Source organism: Stenotrophomonas maltophilia (assembly GCF_013464485.1).
In the GTDB taxonomy this organism is placed as follows: Bacteria; Pseudomonadota; Gammaproteobacteria; order Xanthomonadales; family Xanthomonadaceae; genus Stenotrophomonas; species Stenotrophomonas maltophilia_AW.
In genome coordinates, this window is the sequence record NZ_RAUX01000053.1 from 13,229 (window position 1) to 30,232 (window position 17,004).

Consider the following 17,004-nt stretch of genomic DNA (forward strand, 5'->3'; position numbering starts at 1 on the left):
CCCGTGTGCCCGCCATGAACGGCCATCACACTTGCAAGGTCGCGCCTTCACCCCCACGTTCTCCCGCATCCCCAGGCCATCGACCCCACGGAGCGCCGCCATGACCGCCTTCGACCTGACGCCCCCCACTGCCACCCAGACCGAGGCGCTGGTCGCCGGCCTCAGCAGCGAGGAGCGCCGCGTGCTGCTGCAGCACGGCACCGAGGCACCGTTCTGCGGGGTGTTCCTCGACAACAAGCGCGAGGGCGTCTACTGCTGCCGGCTGTGCGCGCTGCCGTTGTTCCGCTCCAGTACCAAGTTCGATTCCGGTACCGGCTGGCCCAGCTTCTTCGCGCCGTTCGACCCGGCGCACGTGCGCGAGATCCGCGATACCAGCCACGGCATGGTGCGCACCGAGATCACCTGCGCCCGCTGCGGCAGCCACCTCGGCCACGTATTCCCGGACGGTCCGCCGCCGACCTACGAGCGCCACTGCCTGAACTCCGTCTCACTTTCGTTCACCGGCAATGGCGAGCCCTGGCCCGACCCGTTGCAGCGTGGCGGCGCAGAAAGCGGCGTGGCGGGCTGAAACACCCCGCTGACCGGTTTCACAGAATTCCCTCTTCAGAAATCCGGGCGATGGGCCGACAAGGAGATATCCCCTCTCCTTGCGTCGCCCCATGCTCATCATCGTTGGATTCCTGGTCGTCATCATCAGCGTGCTCGGGGGCTACCTCGGGGCCCACGGACGCCTGGGTGCCCTCTGGCAGCCCTACGAGCTGGTCATCATCGGCGGCGCCGCGCTCGGCGCCTTCCTGGTCGGTACCCCGGCCAAGACGGTCAAGCAGACCCTGCAGGCCATGGTCGGCGTGTTCAAGGGCCCGCGCTACAAGCAGCAGGACTACATCGATGTCCTCAGCCTGCTCTATGAACTGCTCAACAAGGCCCGCCGCGAAGGCTTCATGGCGCTGGAAGACCATGTCGAGCGCCCGGCCGAGAGCGCGCTGTTCGGCAACTACCCCAAGGTGCAGGCCGACCACCACCTGATCGACTTCATCACCGACTGCCTGCGCCTGATGATCGGCAGCAACATCGAGCCGCACGAGCTGGAACCGCTGCTGGAACTGGAGCTGGAAAAGCACCACGCCGAGGCGATGGCACCGTCGCAGGTGATGAACAAGGTCGCCGACGGATTGCCCGGTTTCGGCATCGTGGCGGCGGTGCTGGGCATCGTCATCACCATGGGCTCGATCGGCGGCGACATCGTCGAGGTCGGCGGCCACGTGGCCGGCGCGCTGGTCGGCACCTTCCTCGGCATCCTGCTGGGCTACGGCTTCGTCGGCCCGATGGCGGCCGCGATGGAAGCGCGCGCCGAGCAGGACAGCCGCATCTACGAATCGGTCAAGACCGCCCTGCTGGCCTGCCTGCGTGGCTACAACCCGAAGATTGCGCTGGAATTCGCCCGCAAGACGCTGCCGTCGAACGTGCGCCCGGCCTTCTCCGATTTCGAGCAGCACCTGAAGACGGTCAAGTAAGCCATGGCCGAGACCAAGCCCACCGTCATCGTCCGCCGGGTCAAGAAGGCCGGCCACGCCGCCCACCATGGCGGTTCGTGGAAGGTGGCCTATGCCGACTTCGTGACCGCGATGATGGCGTTCTTCCTGGTGCTGTGGCTGATGGCCACCACCAACAAGAACGACCGTGCGGCCATTTCCGAGTACTTCCGCAACCCCAGCCCGCTGAGCGGGCAGAACGCCACGCCGGCGCCCGGCATGGCCGGCCCGGGGGGCGCCAGCACCTCGATGATCAAGCTCGGTGGCGCCACCGACATCTCGCGGGGCAGCAGCAACGATCCCTTCCAGAACCAGAAGGAAGCAGTATCGCAGCCGGTGGACCAGCAGCAGCGCGACAAGCAGCAGCTGGAAGCACTGATGAAGGAGCTGCAGGAAGCGATCAGCAGGAGCCAAGCGCTGGAACCGTTCAAGGACCAGCTGCTGCTGGACCTGACCCCGGAAGGCCTGCGCATCCAGATCGTGGACAAGCAGAACCGGCCGATGTTCGACCTTGGCAGTGCCACGCTGAAGCCGTACACACAGCAGATCCTGCACGAGCTGGCCGAGTACCTGAACCATGTGCCGAACCGGATCAGCCTGACCGGCCATACCGACATCACCGCCTATTCGGCCGCGCGCGGCTATGGCAACTGGGAACTGAGTGCCGACCGTGCAAATGCCGCACGCCGCGCACTGGTGGACGGCGGCCTGGAGGACAGCAAGATCACCCGCGTGGTCGGCCTGTCCTCGTCGGTGCTGTTCGACAAGGCCGATCCGCAGAACCCGATCAACCGCCGCATCAGCATCGTGGTGATGACCCAGGCCGCCGAAGCGGCCGCCCTGGCCGGTGCCGGCCCGCAGGTGGGGCTGTCGGCTCCCACGGCCGATCCGGATGTGCAGGCCGCGCAGGGTCCAGCAAAGTAATTGGTGGGTGCGGACCTTGGTCCGCACATCGGGCACAGAGCGTGCGGACCAAGGTCCGCACCCACCAAGGCCATGCCCGGCGAGCGCACCCTGCAGCACCCGCTACAATGGCGGTCTTTCCGTTCCCAGGTGATCCCACCCCCATGTCCCAGAATTCCAAGGCCAAGCGCGACAAGCGCAAGAAGCAGCAGGCCAAGCGCCCGTTCCTGCGCCTGAACGCCCAGCAGCAGGTGCAGAACCATGCCGTGCTGACCAACGAAGACGGCCAGGTGGTCGCCGCCATCGGCCTGCAGGGCCGTGAATGGCTGCTGGCCATTGGCGGCCAGACCATGGGCAACGCCGAAAACCCGGTGCCGATGCTGGCCATGCTCAAGCACCTGTCCAACGTGCAGGAAAAGGAAGGCCGCAAGGTCAACCTGGAATACTCCGAGCTGCTGCAGAAGCTGCTGGACACCCTGGCTGCCGAATCCGGCCAGACCGCCGACGAGTACCTGGACAAGCTGGTTGCCGAGTTCGAGACCGTCGAAACCGAAGAAGGCGAAGAAGCCGCTGAGGCCGCCGAAGGCGATGTGGTTGAACCTGCTGCCGATGCCGAGGCCACCCCGGCCGCTGACAGCGACAGCAAGCCGCAGGCCTGAACCGGCCGCGGCGGTGACGGTCTACGTCGATGACGCGGTGCATCCCTGGCGCGGACAGCGCTGGGCGCACCTGATGGCCGACACCCTTCCCGAGCTGCACGCCATGGCGGCGCAGCTCGGCATTCCACCGCGGGCCTTCCAGAACAAGGCCAGCGGTGCCCATTACGATGTCACCGCCGAGCTGCGCGCACAGGCGATCACGCTCGGTGCACGGGCCATTTCCCGGCATACCGACCGCGAGCTGGTCAAAGCGGTGATCGCCAACGCCAGGGCGCAGTACTCGCCATAGGCCGCGCCAGGCGACGACCGGGTAGAGCCGACTGGGTAGAGTCGACTGTCAGTCGACTATCGCGCGCAGCGCGGGGKTTTCGCGGCCGGATGGGAGAGCAGTCGACYAACAGTCGAMTCTACCCCGTCGGGCCAYGCCGCCCACTACGATGTCACCGCCGAGCTGCGGTGATCGCCAACGCCAGGGCGCAGTACTCGCCATAGGCCGCGCCAGGCGACGACCGGGTAGAGCCGACTGGGTAGAGTCGACTGTCAGTCGACTATCGCGCGCAGCGCGGGGKTTTCGCGGCCGGATGGGAGAGCAGTCGACYAACAGTCGAMTCTACCCCGTCGGGCCAYGCCGCCCACTACGATGTCACCGCCGAGCTGCGGTGATCGCCAACGCCAGGGCGCAGTACTCGCCATAGGCCGCGCCAGGCGACGACCGGGTAGAGCCGACTGGGTAGAGTCGACTGTCAGTCGACTATCGCGCGCAGCGCGGAGTTCTCGCGGCCGGATGGGAGAGCAGTCGACCAACAGTCGACTCTACCCAGTCGGGCCTCCCCGGCGGAGCGCCCCCGGTCGGGCCGCGTCCAGCGGACCACCCCGCCAGGCCGTGCCCGGCGGATCGACCCATCAATCAGAACGGGTCGCTGCCCAGCCGGATTTCCACGTTCAGCAACGAGCACAGTGCCAGCATCGCGTCATCGTCGCGGGTCAGCGCCATCATCCCGGTGAAGCCGTCGCTGCCGGCATCCACGCTCCACAGCGTGTAGTTGTGCTCGCGCAGGCGATCAAAGGCGGTGGACATCAGCTGCACGCCGTCCAGGTCTTCGGCGAAGTCCTCGTCGTCCAGGTCCCCGCCCCAGTCCAGCTGCAGGTTGAAGCGCGCCGACAGCTCGTTCACCGCCGACTGCAGGGATTCCAGGTCATCACGCTCCACCTCGAAACCGGACTGCCAGGCAATGGCCGTGAACAGGGCCGGCAGCCAGTCGCTGTCCGCTTCCAGCGGCTGCCCGTCCTCGGCCAGGTGCTCGCGCCAGCGGTTGAACTGCTGCAGGGCCAGTTCTTCGTCGCCCGGGTTGATCAGCACCAGCAGGTTCCAGACCCGCGCCTCGAAGCCATCTTCGTCGAAGTCGTGGATGTCTTCCTCGAAGTCGAAATAGTCGCTGTTGTCGGGCATGGCGGAACTTCCTCTGGGGCAGGCCGGCATTCTACGGTTTATCCTGTGCCGCTGAAGCCGGCCGTGGTGGCCGTCACTGTGAATGATGCGATGAGCGATACCCCTCCCGACCACCTGGCGATCAATCCGGCCAGCCCCTTCCATGATGCGCAGGCGCTGGAGCGCGGCGTCGGCGTGCGCTTCAACGACGTCGAGCGCGACAATGTCGAGGAATACTCGGTCAGCGAAGGCTGGATCCGCGTGCAGGCCGGCAAGGCCCGCGACCGCCGCGGCAACCCGATGACCATCAAGGTCAAGGGCAAGGTCGAGGCGTATTTCCTGGAAGCGAAGCCGGAATAAGGGTTGAAAGGTGTGCGGACCAAGGTCCGCACCCACCCGGGGTGTACGGTCACTCGCGCTTGCGCGACTCCAGCAGGTCCAGGTTGCGGATCAGGCGCCGCGAGATCTCATCGGAGATCACTCCGCGCCGGGTCAGCCGGAACAGTTCCTCGCGTTCGGCATTGAGGCCGGCGCTGCGCAGCTGGCGGTAGCCCAGCTCCATCCGCCGCACCTTCTCCGGGTCCACGTCGGGCCCGTCGCTGTCCTTCTCCAGGTGGCGCTGGTACAGCAGGCTGACCCGCGAGGCGGCGTCGTTGTACAGCTGCACGTTCTCGGTGTTCTGGTTCATCACCAGCTGCTGGCGCATGCGCTCGACCCCGGCCAGCGCCGCCTTCGACGACAGCCGGCGCGCCAGGTCTTCTTCCTTGCGCTCGCCCGAATCGGACGGCAGCTGCAGGCCCTTCAACAGCCGCGGCAGCGCGATGCTGGCGCCCAGCAGCGAGAACAGGATCACCGACGCGGCCAGGAAGATCACCAGGTCACGCGCCGGGAACGCACTGCCGTCGGGCAGGAACAGCGGCAGGGTCAACACACCGGCCAGGGTGATCGCACCGCGCACACCGGCCACCGAGGTCGCCACCACGATGCGCCAGTTCGGTGCCTCGCCCCGCTCCAGGCCGCGACGGCGCGCGCGCAGCAGGTTCCAGCGCAGCGACAGCCACACCCATAACAGGCGCAGCACGACCAGTGCCAGATTGATCACCACCACATACACCAGCAGCCACCACGCACTCTGGTGGCCGCTCTCGTTCATGGTGGTGGTGGCGCGTTCGACGATGCCCGGCAACTGCTCGCCCAGCAGCACGAACATGATGCCGTTGAAGCTGAACTGCAGCATGTTCCAGACCCCGGCACGCTGCACGCGCATGCTGCCGGAGACACGACCGGTCAGCTCCACGTAGCTCATCGCGATGCCGGCGGCGACCGCGGCGAGGATACCCGAGGCATGGATCTCTTCAGCCAGCAGGTAGGCCGCGAATGGAATGAGCAGGTTGACCAGCATCGCCGCGCCGGGCTCCTCGCCGAAGCGGCGCCACAGCCAGCGCTGGAACGTGGACACACCCAAGGTGACCGCCACGCCCACCGCCAGGCCGGCCACGGCCACCCACACGAAGGTCAGCGAGGCGGTGGCCAGCGAGAAGGTGCCGGTCATCACCGCCGCCACCGCGAAGCGGAAGCAGACCAGACCGGACGCATCGTTGAGCAGCGATTCGCCTTCCAGGATGTGCATCAGGCGCTTGGGGATCGGTGCCTTGGACGCAATCGCACCCACCGCCACCGGGTCGGTGGGCGAGACGATCGCCGCCAGCGCGAAGCACACTGCCAGCGGCATCACCGGAATCAGCCAGTGGATCAGGAAGCCGGCGCCGATGACGGTGAACACCACCAGGCCGAACGCCAGCTCGAGGATCGCGCCCTTGTCGCGGAACAGGCCCTGCTTGGGAATGCGCCAACCATCAAGGAACAGCAGCGGCGGCAGGAACAGCAGGAAGAACACTTCCGGCTCCAGCGCGTGGCCGCGGTTGAACACCCCGGCAATCACCGCACCCAGGCCGATCTGCACCAGCGGCAGCGGCAACGAGAACGGCAGGACGCGAACCAGATAGCCGCTGGCGACAACGGCTACCAGCATCGCCAGGACGACTTCGATGGTATGCATGCTTCTTCCAGGAAGCGGCGCGGGGGGAGGCTCGAGGGCCAGCGCCGGAAACCCGGAAAAAACTACCACATGCGGCTGCAGGCGCGACGATCGTGATCGCCGGCCGTCAGCCTCGGCTCATGCCCCGTCGAAGCGGTACAGGTCCATGGCCAGGAAGCCCGCATCAATCCCGGCATCGATGCGGCGTGCACCGAAACCACCCTCGCCCGCCGCGCCCATCGCGAAGAACAAGGGCAGCAGATGCTCGTCGGTCGGATGCGCGCGTTCGGCGAACGGCGCCTGCCGGCGATAATCGAGCAGGGCCTGGTGGTCATCGGCAGCCAGGCGCTGTTCCACCCATTCGATGAAGGGCCGCACATACGGCGCTTCCTTGCCGTCCTGGTAGTCGCCCCAGTCGTGCAGGTTATGGGTGATGCTGCCCGAGCCGACCAGCAACACGCCCTGCTCGCGCAGCGGCGCCAGCGCACGGCCCAGCGCGAACTGATGCTCGGGGCCGAGCAGCGGCTGGATCGACAGCGGCACCACCGGGATGTCGGCCTGCGGGCGCAGCAAGCGCAGCGGTACCCACGCGCCGTGGTCCAGGCCACGCTGCGGGTCGATGGCCACTGGCAGTCCGGCGGCGGCGATGCGGCCAGCCACTTCTTCGGCCAGTGCCGGATCACCCGGCGAGGGGTACTGCAGTTCGAACAGCGCGCGCGGGAAACCACCGAAGTCGTGGATCGTAGGCGGTTGCGGATGCGCACCCACCAGCGGCTGCCGGCCCAGCCAATGCGCCGACGCCATCACGATGGCGCGCGGGGTCGGCAGATCGCGCGCCAGCTCGGCCAGGCGCACGCCGACCTGGCCCGGATGCAGGGCGGTCATCGGCGAACCATGCGAGATGTACAACGAAGGCAAGCGGGACATGGAAATCTCCAGTTGCAGTATCAGGCGGCGATCAGCGCGAACGCAGGGTCCACTTGCCGTCGCCGACCAGGAACAGCACCACCAGCGCCAGCGCCCAGAACGCCGGGTATTCCCAGCCACCGCCGGTGTTGGCGAAGCTGAAGCCGTTGGCCCCGTGCACGGTGATGATGGTGCCCAGCAGCAGCGGCACCCCGACCAGGCCAACCCAGCGCGCATAGATGCCCAGCAGCAGCGCGGCGGTGATGGCCAGTTCGACCGCAATGGTCAGGTAGCCGAACACGCCGGGCAGGCCGATCGACTCGAAGAAGGCCGCGGTTCCGGCCGGGGTGAACACCAGCAGCTTGGTCAGCGCATGGACCAGGAACAACACGCCCAGGGCCAGGCGCAGCAGGGTGGCGCCATACGGGGCCAGCGAAGAAACAGGAGCGGTGGTGGTGTGCATGGGAAGCACCTCAGAGGGAATGGGCACAGGTTATTGCGCCTTCACGAGCCAATAAATACGATCGTTTGACCGTATTTATTTCAAAAGGCGCAACAATGGACACCCTTGAGGCGATGCGCGTGTTCGTGGCGGTGGTCGAGCGCAACGGCTTCAGCGCCGCCGCCCAGGCACTGGACATGTCCACCGCAGGGGTCACCCGCCAGGTTGCCGCGTTGGAAAAACGCCTGTCCACCCGCCTGCTCCACCGCACTACGCGCCGGGTCAGCCCCACCAGCGCGGGTGCCGCGTACTACGGCCAATGCGTGCGCCTGCTGGCCGAGTTCGACGCGCTGGAGGCCAGCATCGGCGCGCAGGCGCTGGAGCCTTCCGGCACCCTGCGCATCAACGCACCGGTCAGCTGGGGCATCGCCCGGATGGGGCCATTGCTGGCCAGCTACCGCCAGCGCTTTCCGCAGGTGGAACTGGATCTGGCGCTGTCCGACCGGCTGGTGGACATGGTCGAGGAAGGTTACGACGTCGCCATCCGCATCACCCGCGAGCCCAGCCCCACGCTGATCGCGCGCCGCCTGGGCGAATCGCGGGTGAGCCTGTGCGCCGCGCCATCCTATCTGGCCGCGCACGGTACCCCGCAGGTCCCGCAGGACCTGCAGGCGCACGCCTGCCTGGGCTACAGCTACTGGTCGGCCGGCGATCACTGGCCCCTGCAGGGACCGGGCGGCGAAGTGAAAGTGGCGGTGCACAGCCTGCTGCACGCCAACAATGGTGACGTGTTGCGTGAAGCGGCGATTGCCGGCATGGGGGTGATCCTGCAGCCGGACTTCCTGCTGGAAGACGCGCTGGCCGATGGCCGGCTGGTACGCATCCTTCCCGAATGGGAAGCCGCGCCGATCGGCATTTTCGCGGTGTACACCAGCCGCAGCCACCTGGCGCCGAAGGTGCGCAGCTTCATCGACCATCTGGTGGAAGCCGGGGTGTAAGGGTGCGTCCGCCGGGTATGGCCCGGCGCTACCGGCGCATGGATCCGCCGATGTTTCCGGCGGATATGGCCCGGTAGAGTCGACTGTCAGTCGACTCCCGCGCGTAGCGCGCGTCTTTCTGCCAAACGCCAAGAGCAGTCGACTAACAAGAGCAGTCGACTAACAAGAGCAGTCGACTAACAGTCGACTCTACACTACACGTCGCCGGCTCCTTGTCCGGCGCGCGGCCTAGGCCGCCACCTCGTCCAGCGCATCGATGATCTGTTCCAGCGGCGCCGGTCGCCCCAGCAGGTAGCCCTGCACCTGGTCGCAGCCATGCGCGGCCAGCCAGTCCAGCTGGCCCGGCGTCTCCACGCCTTCGGCGATGATGGTCAACCCCATGCTGTGGCCCAGCGACAGCAACGCGCGGCAGATCGAGGCGTTGCGCGGATTGGTTTCCACGTCCGCCACGAAACTGCGGTCGATCTTCAGGATGTCCAACGGCAGGTGCTGCAGGTAGGACATGCTGGAATAGCCGGTGCCGAAGTCATCCAGCGACACGCTGATGCCCTGCTCGTGCAGGCGCTGCATGGTCTGCATCGCCTGTGCCGGCTTGCGCATCAGGCTGCTCTCGGTCAGCTCCACGTGCAGCGCGCCGCGGGCCAGCCCGAATTCCTGTTGGACGCGGGTGAACTCGGCCACCAGGTCACTGTTGAAGAACTGCACCGCCGATACATTCACCGCGATCGGCAGCTCGCCCCAGCCGGCCTCGACCAGCCGCCGCTGCGCCTTGGCCGCCGCCCGGATCACCCAGCGGCCCAGTGCCAGGATCAATCCGGTGTCCTCGCACAGTGGGATGAACTCGTTGGGTGGGATGAAACCGCCATCGGCCTGCGGCCAGCGCAGCAGCGCCTCCAATGCCGCCGGACTGCCGTCGCCGGCATGCCGGATCGGCTGGAAGTACAACTGGAACTCGTTGTCGATGGCGGCATGGATGCGGCCCGCCAGGCGCAGACGGTCGGCCAGCCGCGTGGTCACCGCCGCGTCGAACCAGACCACCACGTTGCCCTCCGCGCGCGCCGCATGCGCGGCCTGCGCGGCCATGCCGATCACCTGCTCGGCGCTGTGGCCATCACCGGCAGTGTGCACGGCTACGCCGATGCGCGGTTCGAACTGGTGTAGTGAATCCTTGCCGCGCATCGGCGCCGACACGATCTGCAGCAGATCGTCCAGCACGCGCTGGGTGTCGTGCTCGGCACCGATGGCAAACACGAAGTCCTCCGCTGGCTGGAACGCCAGCGTGCCACAGCGCGCACCCAGGCCACCGAGCCGGGTCGCCATCGACTGCAGCACCGCATCGCCGATCTCGCGGCCCAACGTATCGGCCACCAGCTGCAGGCCACGCAGCTGCACAAAGGCGATGGTGTAGCCCGCGTCCTGCTCGTCCAGCTGTTCGGTCAACGCGCGCACGTTCAGCAGGCCGGTGGCCGGGTTGTGCCGTGCCTGGTAGGCCAGGTCACGTTCGTAGGCCAGCCGTTCGCTCACATCCTCGGCCAGCACCAGGCAGGCCGGCTGGCCATCAAAATCGAGCCTGGACAGGTGCGCGCGCACTTCGAACACGCTGCCATCCTTGCGTCGGTGCAGGCGCACGGTGGCGTCCTGCAGCTCACCGACCCGGGCCTTGGCGATCGCTCCCTTCACCTCGTCCCAGCCCTCGCGAGGGCGGATGTCGAGGATGCTCATCGCCAGGAATTCCTCGCGGCTGTAGCCATACTGCCGCACCGCGGCGTCGTTGACCTCGATGAAGCGCAGCGTGTCCGGGTCGAACACCCAGAATGGCGCCGGGTTGCGGTCGAACAACAGGCGGAAGCGGCGTTCCACTTCACTCATCTGTTCACGCGCCTGGTAGCGCTCGCTCAGATCGGTGAGCGCGCCGATCATGCGCCGCTCGCTGTCGGCCACCTCCACCCGTTGACCGCGCGCGCCCACCCAGCGCACCTCGCCACCGGGCAGCACCAGGCGGAACACCTGGTCCAGCACAGCACCACCGGCGAAGGCCTGGTCGAAGGCCTGCTGCAGGCGCGCGGCATCATCGCGATGCACGCGTGCAAAGAAATCGGCCACCGGCAGCGCATCGGTCTGCACGCCGAAGATTTCGCGCGCCAACGGCGACCAGCGCAGCAGTGCGGCATCCTCGTCCACGTACCAGGTGCAGACACGCCCAACCTGATGGGCCAGGCGCAGCTCGGCATGGCCCGCCTTCAGTTCCTCGGCCATCGACTGCTGGCGGCGGGTCGTGCGGCGCACCGCATAGAGCAGCACCAGCAGCACCGCGATGTAGGCCAGCACGATCGCCACCGAGGCCTGCAGATAGGGCCACCATGGTGCCAGCACGTCCTCGTCGGCCAGGCCCACCTGCACCGCCAGCGGACTGCGCTCCAATGTACTGATGGTGATGATGCGCGGCACGCCGTCAACCGCGCCCGGCAGGCTGCCCAGCTCCACCACCGCCTGCTTGCCGAGCAGTTCGCGGTGCGGCAGGTCATAGCGGCGGCCGACCGTACCGTGCGGATCGGGCACGCGGGCCAGCATGTAGCCCTCGGCATCGCTGATCGAAACCAGCCCGTTCGGGCCGACATCGAGCCCTCCGATGATGCGCTGCAGTTCGCCGCAGCGCAGCCGCGCCAGCAGCCAGCGGTCACCGGCCATGGGCAGGGCCAGCGGCACTACCCAGCCGCCCTCGCTCACGCGCAGGGGCGGGCCGATGTACAGCGCGCTGCCCAGGCCGCGGCGCTGCGGGTCTGTCCACAGCGGCAGGTTCAGATCGCCTTTGCCGGCCGTCAGCGCACGGCCATGGCCGTCCAGCACCACGATGCTGTGCAACTCAGCATGGCGGCGCAGTACACCGCTGATGGAGGCATCCAGCAGGGCGGGGGCCTGCACCGGCACGCTGCGGAATACTTCAACGGCATCGGCCGCGATGCCGGACATCGCCCGCTCCAGATTGCGCAGCTCCAGCGCCAGCAGCCGCTCACTGCCCACCGCCAATGCACGGCTCTGACGCTGTGCCGCCTCCAGCCGGCGGTGATGGTCATTGGCCAGCATGGTGGCCAGCCCGGCCACCAACAGGACGCCCAGCAACACCCCGCCCCAGGTGATGGCGCGCAACGGCCGGGCCAACGCCCGTTTCAGCGCGGGCATCGGTTGATCTTCCTTGTGCAGTCGGCTGGCTTCATGCGCGAACGAATCCTCCACATCCCCGACCTCAACGGCCGGCGGACGCCATTCTTGACGCCTGACCCGCCTCTGCATGGCCACCTCCCCGTGTCCGCGCAGGGCTCCCGGGCCCAGCATGCACCACGCCGGTGACGGCGTGAAGATCGCATTCGCGCGTTCAGCCAGATCCCGCACAGGGCAGGCGGCACAATGGGAGGGCCAGCCGGGCCGGAGCGGATTAGACTTGGCGTTTTCCGCTGCAAGAGAAGTCCATGTCCAAGCTGCGCCGTCCCACCCTGGCACTGGCCATCGTCGCCAGCCTGTCCCTGGCCGCCTGCGACCGCCCGGCTACGCCGGCTGCCGGTACCGCCACGCCGACCGATGCCGCCCCGGCCGCCGCCAAGCCGATGCTGGGCAGCTTCGGCTTCGATGCCAGCGGCATGGACCGCAGCATCAACGCCGGTGACGACTTCTTCGGCTTCGCCAACGGCACATGGGTGAAGAACACTGAAATCCCAGCCGACCGCTCGCGCTTCGGCAGCTTCAATGTCATCGCCGAGAAGACGCTGGCCGACACCCGCGCCATTCTCGAAGGCGCCGCCGGCAACACCCAGGCCACGGGTGACGACAAGCTGATCGGCGACTACTACGCCGCCTACATGGACGAGGCCGGCATCGAACAGCACGGCATCGCACCGGTACAGCCGCAGCTGAAGGCGATCGATGCGATCGCCGACAAGGCCGGCCTGGCCCGTGCGCTCGGCGGCGACGTGCGCGCCGACGTCGACCTGCTCAACGCCACCAACTTCTACACCGACCGCCTGTTCGGCCTGTGGGTGTCGGTGGACCTGCTGCAGCCGGACCGCAATGCGCCGTACCTGGTGCAGGGTGGCCTGGGCATGCCTGATCGGGACTTCTACCTGGGCGGCGGCCGCATGGCCGAGCTGCGCAAGCAGTACCAGGCCTACATCGCGCAGATGCTGCAGCTGGCCGGCGTGGCCGATCCGGCCGGCAAGGCCCAGCGCATCCTCGCGCTGGAAACGAAGATCGCGCAGGCGCACGCCACCCAGGAAGAAACCAACGACGTGACCAAGGGTGCCAATCCGTGGACACAGGCCGATTTCAACGCCAAGGCGCCGGGCATGGACTGGACCGCCTTCCTGGATGCAGCCGCACTGGGCAAGCAGCAGGACTTCATCGTGTGGCAGCCCAAGGCCGTGGCCGGCCTGTCCAGGCTGGTCGCTACCGAGCCGCTGGACGTCTGGAAGGACTACCTGGCCTTCCACGCGCTGGACCGTGCCGCCGCTTACCTGCCGAAGAAGTTCGCTGATGCCCGCTTCGCCTTCCACGGCACCTCACTGAGCGGTACGCCCCAGCAGAGCGACCGCTGGAAGCGCGCGGTGGACGACGCCAACCACGCGGTTGGCGAAGCCATCGGCAAGCGCTACGTCGAGAAGCATTTCGACGCGAAGACCAAGGAGCGTGCCGACGAGATGGCGAAGAACATCATCGCCGCCTTCGCCAAGCGCATCGACGCGCTGTCGTGGATGTCGCCGCAGACCAAGGCCAGCGCCAAGGCCAAGGTGGCCGGGCTGACCGTGGGCATGGGCTACCCGGAAAAATGGCGTGACTACAGCGGCCTGGAGATCCGCCGCGATGACGCGCTGGGCAATGCGCAGCGCGCCGAGCTGTTCGAGTACCAGCGCAACATCGCCAAGCTGGGCAAGGCGGTGGACCATGGCGAGTGGGCGATGCTGCCGCAGACCATCAACGCAATGAACGTGCCGCTGGAAAACCGTCTGGTGTTCCCCGCCGCGATCCTGCAGCCTCCGTTCTTCGACGGCGCCGCAGACGACGCGGTGAACTACGGTGCCATCGGTGCGGTGATCGGCCACGAGATCAGCCACGGCTTCGACAACGCCGGCGCGCTGTTCGACGAAACCGGCAAGCTGCACAACTGGTGGACAGCTGAAGACCTCAAGCAGTTCAACGCCGCCGGTGATGCGCTGGCCGCGCAGTTCAGCAGCTACGAGCCGTTCCCGGGCGTGCATGTGAATGGCAAGCTGACCCTGGGCGAGAACATCGCCGATGTGGCCGGCCTGGGCACCGCCTACGATGCCTACCAGCTGTCGCTGCAGGGCAAACCGGGCCAGACCCTGGAAGGCTTCACCCCGGACCAGCGCTTCTTCCTGGGCTTTGCCCAGGCCTGGCGCAGCAAGAGCCGCGAGCAGGCGCTGCGCAACTCGCTGCTGACCGATGTGCACGCACCGGGCCAGTTCCGCGCACTGACCGTGCGCAACATCGACGCCTGGTATCCGGCGTTCGAAGTAGAGGAAGGCCAGAAGCTGTACCTGGCCCCGGACAAGCGGGTCAAGGTGTGGTGATGTAACCGGAACGGGCGCCGCAAGGCGCCCGTTTCATCTGCGGGTAGGTGCCAACCTTGGTCGGCACATCCCCTGCTTCGGTAGGTGCCAACCTTGGTTGGCACGGCGCGGATCTACCTGCGGGTAGTGGCAACCATCAGCAGTGCCCCCGCAGCCAACACCGCCGCCGCCCACAGCGTGGCGTGCAGGCCGATGCCATCCAGCAGCCGGCCACCACCCCAGGCCCCGAGCGCAATGCCAACATTGAACACACCGACGTACAGCGCGGTGGCGATCTCCACGGCCTGTGGCACCGCCTTCATCATCCAGCTCATCAATCCCACCGACACACCGCCGTAGGCCAGGCCCCACAGCAACAGCACCGCAATGCCGCCAGTTGGCGTGCCGCCCAGCCACAGGAACAACAGCGGCGTCAGCAGCAGGCCCGATGCGATCGCCAACACCGTGCCACGCGGGTGGCGTGCCGCCAGCGGTCCAACAATGAAGTTGCCAGCGATTCCGGCCATTCCATAAGCGAACAACAGTCCGCCGATCCACGATGCATCCAGGCCCGATACAGAGGTCAACAGCGGTCGTACATAGGTGAAGGCGACGAAATGACCGGCCACCAGCAGCAGGGTCAGCCATAGGCCACGTTGCAGGCCGCGATGGCCGAGTTGTTGCAGGAACTGCGTCGGCCTTACCGATGCAGCAACCGGCAGCGCCGGAAGCACCATGAGATGCAGCACCAGGACGGCCGCACTGAACAATGCCATCGCCGCGAATGCGAAGCGCCAGCCCAGTGCATCCCCGATCAGCGCGCCCAGCGGAACGCCCAGTACCGAAGCGGCGGCCACGCCTCCGAAGATGATCGAGGTGGCCAGGCCGATGCGCTGCGCAGGCACCAGACGCGCGGCCAGGCCACCGGCGATGGCCCAGATGCCGCCCATGCAGAACCCGACCAGCACGCGCGCAGCCAGCAGCCAGCCGATGCCCGGCGCCAGCGCCGAGGCGATGTTGGCCACCAGAAGCAGCCCCAACAGCGCGCACAGGATGCGGCGACGGTCCATGCCACCGGCCGCGATCACCACCAACGGTGCGAACAGTGCCGCCAGCAAGGCCGGCAATGAAATCATCAGCCCTGCAGTACCGGTGGATGCATCGAGGCTTTCGGCAACAGGGGTCAGCAGGCCGACCGGCAGCATTTCGGTGGTGACCACCGAGAACGTGGCAAGGCCGACGGCGGAAACCGCCCACCACGGATGGCGGGCGACAGGCGCGGCATGCGCAGGTGATGAAACGCTCATGGGATGATTCCTTCAGGGGATGTGGATGCAGCAGGCAGGCGAAGTGCACGATGCGCGAGCACGGCGAACAGCAGCACGCCACCACCTGCCACCAGCGCAACGACAAAGCCGCTGCGCACGCTCCCGGCATCGACGCTTTGCCCGGACAGCGCCGCGCCCAGCGCCACGCCGATGTTCAATCCGGCCAGCAACCAGGTCATGCCCTCGGTCAGGCGTGATCCGGGCACGTGCTGTTCGACCAGTGACATCGCCACGATCATCGTCGGCGCGAAGAACAGCCCGGCCAGCAGCACCGCCACAGCCAGCCCCGGCAGGCTGCCGACCCACAGCAGCGGCAACGTGGTCAGTGCCGTGGCCGCTGCTCCGGCCAACAACAGGCGCGGCAACGGCATCTGCAGCTTCAGTGCACCGAACAGCAGGCCCGCCACGCAACTGCCCAGTGCATAGGCCGAGAGCACCGCGCTGGCGGCGATTGGCTTCCCGCGCTGTTCCGCAAAGGCCACGCTGGTGATGTCGATCGTGCCGACGATCACGCCCATTGCCAGCATCAACAGCGCCAGCAGGCGGATCTCCGGCTGCCGCAGCAGCGAGCGGGAGGGTGCTTCGCTAGCGGCGGTCTGCAACGGCGGCTCGGTGTCCCGCTGCAGCACCAGCGCGGCCACGCCGATCATCAGCAACAGGGCAGCCGCAAGCACGCCGGCCTGCGGCCATACCGCCACCGACAGCCCAACCGACAACGGCGGCCCGGCGATGAAGGTCACCTCGTCGAACACGGTCTCCAGCGAATACGCGGTCTGCAGCTGCGGGCGGCCGCGATGGATCGCGGTCCAGCGCGCGCGCACCATCGCCGACACGCTGGGCATGCAGCCGGCCAGCATCGCCGCAATGAACAGCGTCCAGTCGGGCGCGGCCAGCAGCGTGCACGCGAGCAGCAACAGCAGACCGGCCGCACTGGCCAAGGTGGCCCACGGCAGCACCCTTCCCTGCCCACGCCGGTCGACCCAGCGTGACACCTGCGGTGACAGCAGCGCGTAGGTCAGCACGAAGGTGGCCGACACCGCACCGGCCAATGCATAGCTGCCGCGCAGCTGGGACAGCAGGGTGATGATGCCGATACCGGTCATCGGCAACGGCAGGCGTGCCAGCAGCCCGGCCAGGGCAAGGCCGGCGGTGCCGGGGGCCGCGAACAGGTCGCGATAGGGGGTGGCCATCAGGATCTCCAGGGCAGCGAC

The 17,004-nt window shown here is 67.4% G+C and carries 15 protein-coding genes; 8 read left to right on the plus strand and 7 right to left on the minus strand.

Annotated elements, in window-relative coordinates; translation table 11 throughout:
• Positions 1–100 precede the first annotated feature (100 nt).
• The 5 genes from msrB to D7Y61_RS20140 all read left to right on the plus strand — a co-directional run bounded on the left by msrB (position 101) and on the right by D7Y61_RS20140 (position 3,383).
• A complete protein-coding gene (msrB, locus tag D7Y61_RS20120) occupies positions 101–568 on the plus strand; it encodes a peptide-methionine (R)-S-oxide reductase MsrB (protein ID WP_005412124.1) in 468 nt (155 codons plus the stop codon).
• Between the two features lie 91 nt (positions 569–659).
• A complete protein-coding gene (gene motA, locus D7Y61_RS20125; RefSeq protein ID WP_126928770.1) occupies positions 660–1,514 on the plus strand; it encodes a flagellar motor stator protein MotA in 855 nt (284 codons plus the stop codon).
• Positions 1,515–1,517: 3 nt separating this feature from the next.
• The gene (motB, locus tag D7Y61_RS20130) at positions 1,518–2,456 is read left to right on the plus strand and encodes a flagellar motor protein MotB (RefSeq protein WP_180868867.1); all 939 of its coding nucleotides are present in this window, start codon (positions 1,518–1,520) and stop codon (positions 2,454–2,456) included.
• Between the two features lie 143 nt (positions 2,457–2,599).
• Positions 2,600–3,094, plus strand: a complete 495-nt coding sequence (locus D7Y61_RS20135) for a hypothetical protein (protein WP_180868869.1) — start codon at positions 2,600–2,602, stop codon at positions 3,092–3,094.
• A 13-nt stretch (positions 3,095–3,107) separates the two neighbouring features.
• On the plus strand, positions 3,108–3,383 hold the full coding sequence (locus tag D7Y61_RS20140; protein ID WP_180868870.1) for a DUF4031 domain-containing protein: 276 nt from the start codon (positions 3,108–3,110) through the stop codon (positions 3,381–3,383).
• Between the two features lie 618 nt (positions 3,384–4,001).
• Here D7Y61_RS20140 and D7Y61_RS20145 read toward each other — a convergent pair.
• Complete coding sequence (locus tag D7Y61_RS20145; protein WP_106549758.1) at positions 4,002–4,544, minus strand: DUF6630 family protein; 543 nt, start codon at positions 4,542–4,544, stop codon at positions 4,002–4,004.
• A 90-nt stretch (positions 4,545–4,634) separates the two neighbouring features.
• Between D7Y61_RS20145 and D7Y61_RS20150 the strand changes: the two genes are divergently transcribed.
• Positions 4,635–4,883, plus strand: coding sequence for a DUF3297 family protein (locus tag D7Y61_RS20150; protein ID WP_180868872.1), 249 nt, complete (start codon positions 4,635–4,637; stop codon positions 4,881–4,883).
• 49 nt (positions 4,884–4,932) lie between these two features.
• Here D7Y61_RS20150 and D7Y61_RS20155 read toward each other — a convergent pair whose 3' ends face one another.
• From D7Y61_RS20155 to D7Y61_RS20165, 3 genes are all read right to left on the minus strand, one after another.
• A complete protein-coding gene (locus tag D7Y61_RS20155; RefSeq protein ID WP_180868874.1) occupies positions 4,933–6,582 on the minus strand; it encodes a Na+/H+ antiporter in 1,650 nt (549 codons plus the stop codon).
• A gap of 117 nt (positions 6,583–6,699) precedes the next feature.
• On the minus strand, positions 6,700–7,488 hold the full coding sequence (locus tag D7Y61_RS20160; RefSeq protein WP_180868875.1) for a dioxygenase family protein: 789 nt from the start codon (positions 7,486–7,488) through the stop codon (positions 6,700–6,702).
• Positions 7,489–7,519: 31 nt separating this feature from the next.
• Positions 7,520–7,930 (minus strand): DoxX family protein, encoded by a 411-nt coding sequence (locus D7Y61_RS20165; RefSeq protein ID WP_180868877.1) that lies wholly within the window; start codon positions 7,928–7,930, stop codon positions 7,520–7,522.
• 95 nt (positions 7,931–8,025) lie between these two features.
• On the opposite strand from D7Y61_RS20165, the gene D7Y61_RS20170 reads away from it, so the two are divergent.
• Entirely contained in the window at positions 8,026–8,907 is an 882-nt protein-coding gene (locus D7Y61_RS20170; RefSeq protein ID WP_180868879.1) for a LysR family transcriptional regulator, read from the plus strand.
• 228 nt (positions 8,908–9,135) lie between these two features.
• Here D7Y61_RS20170 and D7Y61_RS20175 read toward each other — a convergent pair whose 3' ends face one another.
• The gene (locus D7Y61_RS20175) at positions 9,136–12,198 is read right to left on the minus strand and encodes a bifunctional diguanylate cyclase/phosphodiesterase (RefSeq protein ID WP_180868881.1); all 3,063 of its coding nucleotides are present in this window, start codon (positions 12,196–12,198) and stop codon (positions 9,136–9,138) included.
• A gap of 176 nt (positions 12,199–12,374) precedes the next feature.
• Between D7Y61_RS20175 and D7Y61_RS20180 the strand changes: the two genes are divergently transcribed.
• Positions 12,375–14,486, plus strand: a complete 2,112-nt coding sequence (locus tag D7Y61_RS20180; protein ID WP_180868884.1) for a M13 family metallopeptidase — start codon at positions 12,375–12,377, stop codon at positions 14,484–14,486.
• Positions 14,487–14,599: 113 nt separating this feature from the next.
• Here D7Y61_RS20180 and D7Y61_RS20185 read toward each other — a convergent pair whose 3' ends face one another.
• Both D7Y61_RS20185 and D7Y61_RS20190 read right to left on the minus strand, forming a co-directional pair.
• A complete protein-coding gene (locus tag D7Y61_RS20185; protein ID WP_180868886.1) occupies positions 14,600–15,772 on the minus strand; it encodes an MFS transporter in 1,173 nt (390 codons plus the stop codon).
• Positions 15,769–16,983 carry an MFS transporter gene (locus D7Y61_RS20190; protein WP_180868888.1) on the minus strand — a complete coding sequence of 405 codons (1,215 nt, stop codon included), beginning with the start codon at positions 16,981–16,983 and terminating at the stop codon, positions 15,769–15,771. The genes D7Y61_RS20185 and D7Y61_RS20190 overlap by 4 nt, the downstream gene beginning before the upstream one ends.
• Positions 16,984–17,004 lie beyond the last annotated feature (21 nt).

Excerpts from the sequence above, each read along its gene's own strand:
- motB (WP_180868867.1), top strand. The coding sequence starts at position 1,518 with ATGGCCGAGACCAAGCCCACCGTCATCGTCCGCCGGGTCAAGAAGGCC.
- D7Y61_RS20170 (WP_180868879.1), top strand. The coding sequence starts at position 8,026 with ATGGACACCCTTGAGGCGATGCGCGTGTTCGTGGCGGTGGTCGAGCGC.
- D7Y61_RS20155 (WP_180868874.1), bottom strand. The coding sequence starts at position 6,582 with ATGCATACCATCGAAGTCGTCCTGGCGATGCTGGTAGCCGTTGTCGCC.
- D7Y61_RS20150 (WP_180868872.1), top strand. The coding sequence starts at position 4,635 with ATGAGCGATACCCCTCCCGACCACCTGGCGATCAATCCGGCCAGCCCC.
- D7Y61_RS20160 (WP_180868875.1), bottom strand. The coding sequence starts at position 7,488 with ATGTCCCGCTTGCCTTCGTTGTACATCTCGCATGGTTCGCCGATGACC.
- motA (WP_126928770.1), top strand. The coding sequence starts at position 660 with ATGCTCATCATCGTTGGATTCCTGGTCGTCATCATCAGCGTGCTCGGG.
- D7Y61_RS20175 (WP_180868881.1), bottom strand. The coding sequence starts at position 12,198 with ATGCAGAGGCGGGTCAGGCGTCAAGAATGGCGTCCGCCGGCCGTTGAG.
- D7Y61_RS20135 (WP_180868869.1), top strand. The coding sequence starts at position 2,600 with ATGTCCCAGAATTCCAAGGCCAAGCGCGACAAGCGCAAGAAGCAGCAG.
- D7Y61_RS20190 (WP_180868888.1), bottom strand. The coding sequence starts at position 16,983 with ATGGCCACCCCCTATCGCGACCTGTTCGCGGCCCCCGGCACCGCCGGC.
- D7Y61_RS20165 (WP_180868877.1), bottom strand. The coding sequence starts at position 7,930 with ATGCACACCACCACCGCTCCTGTTTCTTCGCTGGCCCCGTATGGCGCC.
- D7Y61_RS20180 (WP_180868884.1), top strand. The coding sequence starts at position 12,375 with ATGTCCAAGCTGCGCCGTCCCACCCTGGCACTGGCCATCGTCGCCAGC.
- msrB (WP_005412124.1), top strand. The coding sequence starts at position 101 with ATGACCGCCTTCGACCTGACGCCCCCCACTGCCACCCAGACCGAGGCG.
- D7Y61_RS20145 (WP_106549758.1), bottom strand. The coding sequence starts at position 4,544 with ATGCCCGACAACAGCGACTATTTCGACTTCGAGGAAGACATCCACGAC.
- D7Y61_RS20185 (WP_180868886.1), bottom strand. The coding sequence starts at position 15,772 with ATGAGCGTTTCATCACCTGCGCATGCCGCGCCTGTCGCCCGCCATCCG.